Annotated in this window: 4 protein-coding genes; all 4 read left to right on the top strand. The window is 61.4% G+C overall.

What is annotated here, in order from left to right:
• On the top strand, positions 1-1,795 hold a 1,795-nt coding region (locus AB4Z11_RS23365), incomplete at its 5' end, for an MFS transporter (protein WP_442028019.1).
• Positions 1,796-1,899: 104 nt separating this feature from the next.
• On the top strand, positions 1,900-2,607 hold the full coding sequence (locus AB4Z11_RS23360; protein WP_442028017.1) for a hypothetical protein: 708 nt from the start codon (positions 1,900-1,902) through the stop codon (positions 2,605-2,607).
• 121 nt (positions 2,608-2,728) lie between these two features.
• Positions 2,729-3,925: an efflux RND transporter periplasmic adaptor subunit gene (locus tag AB4Z11_RS23355; RefSeq protein WP_442028015.1), complete on the top strand. Its 1,197-nt coding sequence runs from the start codon at positions 2,729-2,731 to the stop codon at positions 3,923-3,925.
• A gap of 14 nt (positions 3,926-3,939) precedes the next feature.
• Positions 3,940-4,787: efflux RND transporter permease subunit (locus AB4Z11_RS23350; protein ID WP_442028013.1), on the top strand; the 848-nt coding region annotated here is incomplete at its 3' end.

The following is a 4,787-nucleotide window of genomic DNA, read 5'->3' as shown; positions in this document are numbered from 1 at the left end:
GTTCAAGACCGCCCTGATCGTCATCCTGACCTTTGACGCCGCCAGCTGGACTGACCTGTCGCCGTCCATGATCACCAACCTGATCCCCGGCCTGTTCATCCTGCCTTATGTGCTGTTCTCTGCCACTTCCGGCCAGATCGCCGAAAAGATGGAAAAGGCCAGGCTGGCACGCCTGATCAAGTGGCTGGAGATCGGCATCATGGCCGTAGCCGGCATTGGCTGGCTGACGCACACCCTGCCGCTGCTGATCCTGGCGGTGGTCGGCATGGGCACCCACTCCACGCTGTTCGGCCCTGTGAAATATGCCTACATGCCGCAGCAGCTCAAGCCTGAAGAACTCACCGGCGGCAACGGTATGGTCGAAATGGRCACCTTCGTCGGCATTTTGCTGGGGCAGGTGTTCGGCGACGTGATCGTGATGCAGAAACCGCACGGCATCCAGTACATCGTGGCAGCCACGCTGGCCTTTGCGGTGCTGGGCCTGATGACCGCCTCGCGTATTCCCGTCACGCCGGCGCCCGAGCCCGACCTGAAAGTGAACTGGAATCCGGTCACCGAATCGATCCGCAATCTGAAGTTCTCTTCGCAGAACCGCACCGTGTTCCTGTCCATGCTGGGCAACTCCTGGTTCTGGTTCTACGGCGCCATGGTGCTGGCCCAGTTCCCGGTGTATGCGATGACGTATCTGAAGGGCGATCACAGCGTGTTCGTCATGCTGCTGACCGTGTTCTCGCTGGGGATTGGCGCGGGCTCGCTGCTGTGCGAGAAGCTGTCCGGCCGCAAAGTGGAAATCGGCCTGGTGCCGTTCGGCTCCATCGGTTTGACGGTCTTCGGCATCGATCTATATTTCGCCAGCAAAGGCTATGGCGGCACGAGCGCCGTCGATGCCTTGGGCCTGCTGGCGCAGCATGGCGCCTGGCGCATCGTGCTGGACGTGATCCTGCTCGGTATCTTCGGCGGCTTCTTCATCGTGCCGCTGTTCGCGCTGATCCAGCTGCGCAGCGATCCCAAGCACCTGTCGCGCACCATCGCCGGCATGAATATCCTGAACGCTCTGTTCATGGTGGCTGCTGCCGGCGTGGCGATGGTGCTGCTGGGGCAGGGCCTCACGATTCCTGAACTCTTCCTCGCCACGGCCATCCTGAACGCCGTGGTGGCGGTCTACATCTTCTCGCTGGTGCCGGAATTCCTGATGCGCTTCCTGGCCTGGATGCTGATCCACACCGTGCACAAGGTGAAAACCGTCGACGGCGAGCGTATTCCGGACGAAGGCCCGGCGGTCCTGGTGTGCAACCATGTGRGCTATGTTGACGCCATCGTGATCGGCGCCGCCAGCCCGCGTCCGATCCGCTTCGTGATGGACCATAAAATCYTCAACACGCCTTTCCTGGGCTGGATCTTCCGCACGGCGAAAGCGATTCCTATTGCACCTTCCAGCGAAGATCCGTGGCTGATGGAGAAGGCGTTTGTCGATATCGCGCATGCCCTGCACGACGGTGAACTGGTCTGCATCTTCCCTGAGGGCCGTTTGACCACGACCGGTGAAATGAGCGAATTCAAAGGCGGCATTTCCAAGATCATCGAGCGCTCCAAAGTGCCGGTGATTCCGATGGCCCTGCGCGGCCTGTGGGGTCACCTGCTCAGCCGCAGCAAGGACAGCGTATTGGAGCGCGCCTTCCGCAAGGGCCTGCGTTCGCGTCTGTCGCTGGCGGTTGGCGTGCCGGTGGCGCCGGTGGACGTCACCCCGGAGCTGCTGCACCAGCGCGTGAAAGCCCTGCGCGGCGAGTGGAAATGACGATTACAAACTAAGACACAGTCCATACAAAGTCCCGACGGCCAGACCGTATTGCTTTCCCTAGAATGGCTCGCAGTTAAACCACAATAGAGAGAGCTATAACAATGTCCATCGCGAAAAGCGCAAGCGCTGTCGCACTGCTGTCCCTGTTGGCAGCGTGCGGCAGCAACAATCCTGACGATACGCCGCAGACCGTGTCCGCGATCGTCGATTTCGACAAAGGCATCGACGGCTGGGTAGGCGGCAGCAGCGACTACACCGTCGGCACCGAGCCAAGCGGCGTGGTGTTCGAACAGCGTGCACTGGGTGCGCCGCTGACCGGCAAGGGCTATTACATCACTGGCCATAACCGCAGCGACGACATGTTCCTGTACGTGAAGAAGCAATTCCACGGCCYGGTGAAATCCTCCAGCTATAAGGTTACCTTCACACTGAAGTTTGCGTCCAGCGTACCTTCCGGCTGCTTTGGCGTGGGCGGTTCGCCGGGCGAATCCGTGTACGTGTACGCGGCGGCGCTGGCCAACGAGCCGAAGACCACCACGGCCAACAACCACGTTACGATGAACTTCGATAAAGGTAACCAGGGCACCGCGGGCAAAGAGGCCCAGATCCTGGGCACCATCGGCAACGGCCTGGCTTGCGGCACCAGCACGCCAACGTCGAAGACGCTGAAAAGCGCAGCGCCGATGACCGTCAAGACCGACACCAACGGCGACCTCTGGCTGCTGGTCGGTATCGACTCAGGCTTCGAGGCCAGCTCCGAACTGACCCTGCAGACCCTGACCGTCGACGCCGAGCCGGTCACCCCCTGATCCCGAGAAGTACCCTTGCAACCCGCCCTCGTGGCGGGTTTTTTATGACCCGTCGGTTAGTAATTTTCTTGACTTTGTTAGAATGATCGTTCATTCTATATCCAGAAAGGAACTAGAATCGATGAAAAATTTCCAAAAAAGCATGATTTTGCTGGGCGCTGCAGCGCTGGTTGCGGRCTGCCATTCTCAATCCGGCGAGGCGATGGCTGGCCATGGCGGCAAGATGCCGCCGCCGGAAGTGGGCGTGTTTGCCGTGAAGACGGAAGCGCTGGCAATGACCACCGAACTGCCGGGCCGTACCTCCGCTTACCAGGTAGCCGAAGTGCGTCCGCAAGTGGGCGGTCTGATTCAGAAGCGCCTGTTTACCGAAGGCGCCGATGTGAAGTCGGGTTCGCCGCTGTACCAGATCGATCCGGCCACCTACCAGGCGACCTACAATTCGGCCAAGGCGGCGCTGGCGAAAGCCAGGGCGAACCTCGCCGCGAGCGCACCGAAAGTGGCGCGCTACAAAGACCTCGTCGCCATTGAAGGCGTGAGCAAACAGGATTACGACGATGCCGTCGCCGCCAACGAGCAGGCCAGGGCCGATGTGGAGTCGGCGCAGGCTGCGCTGGACTCGGCCCGCATCAACCTCGAATACACCAAAGTCGAAGCGCCGATCTCCGGCCGCATCAGCCGTTCCACCGTGACGCCAGGCGCGCTGGTGACGGCAGGCCAGGCCAATGCCCTGACCACCGTGCAGCAGCTGGACCCGATCTATGTTGACGTGACCCAGTCCAGCGAAGAGATGCTGCGCCTGAAGCGCGAAATGGATAACGGCGGCCTGAAAAAGTCCGGCGCCCAGCCGCGTGTGACGCTGAAGCTGGCGGATGGCAGCACCTACGCACAGGAAGGCCGTCTGCAGTTCGCCGATGCGAGCGTGGACCCAAGCACCGGCAACGTCACGTTGCGTGCACTGTTCCCGAATCCTAAGCATGATCTGCTGCCGGGCATGTTCGTGCGCGCCGTGGTGGAAAACGGCGTGGACCAGAATGCGATCGCCGTGCCGCAGCAGGGCGTAACCCGCAATCCGAAAGGCGAGGCGACTGCGCTGGTGCTGAACAAGCAGGGCATGGTCGAACAGCGTACGGTGGTTACCGCCGGTACGCAGGGCGACAAGTGGCTGGTCAAGTCCGGCCTGGCCGCGGGCGACCTGGTGATCGTTGAAGGTGTGCAGAAAGTGAAGCCGGGCGCACCGGCCGTGGCATCCAAAGTGGGCGCGACTGCGAAAGCCGCGCCGGCCGGCGGTGCTGCCAACGACGCCGCTGCGGCGAAATAAGCGGGAGTTGAACCATGTCCCGATTTTTCATTGAACGGCCTATCTTTGCCTGGGTGATCGCGATCGTGATCATGCTGGGCGGTATGCTGGCCATCAGCACGCTGCCGATTGCGCAGTATCCAAGCATTGCGCCGCCATCGATCTCGATTAGCGGCTCCTATCCGGGCGCCTCCGCCAAGACGGTGGAAGACGCCGTAACCCAGGTCATCGAACAAAAGATGAAGGGTATCGATGGCCTGCGCTATATGAGCTCGTCCAGCGATTCGGCCGGTGGTATCAGCATCACGCTGACCTTCACTAACGGTACCAATCCGGACATCGCCCAGGTGCAGGTGCAGAACAAGCTGCAGCTGGCGACGCCGCTGCTGCCTGCCGCTGTGACCCAGCAGGGCCTGGTGGTATCCAAAGCGACCAAGAACTTCATGATGGTGCTGGGCTTCGTGTCCGAAAACGGCAGCATGAAGCAGGACGATATCAACGACTATGTGGCAGCGAATGTGGTCGATCCCCTGAGCCGCGTGGAAGGCGTGGGCGATGTGACGCAGTTCGGTTCGCAGTACGCCATGCGCATCTGGCTCGATCCGGTGAAGCTGCAAAGCTACCAGCTGACGCCTGCCGACGTGGCCAATGCCATCACGGCGCAGAACACGGAAGTGTCGGCCGGTGAACTGGGCGGCGCGCCTGCCATTCCTGGCCAGCAGCTGAATGCCACCGTGACGGCGCAGAGCCGTCTGCAAACGCCGGAACAATTTGGCGCCATCCTTCTGAAGACGACGACCAGCGGCGCCACCGTGCACCTGCGCGACGTGGCCAAGATGGAACTGGGCAGCGAGAACTACAACATCGTGGCGCGCTACAACGG

Origin of the sequence: Pseudoduganella sp. RAF53_2 (assembly GCF_052113985.1) — a bacterium.
GTDB lineage: Bacteria > Pseudomonadota > Gammaproteobacteria > Burkholderiales > Burkholderiaceae_D > Rugamonas.
This window is presented reverse-complemented; position numbering and strand designations above follow the sequence as displayed.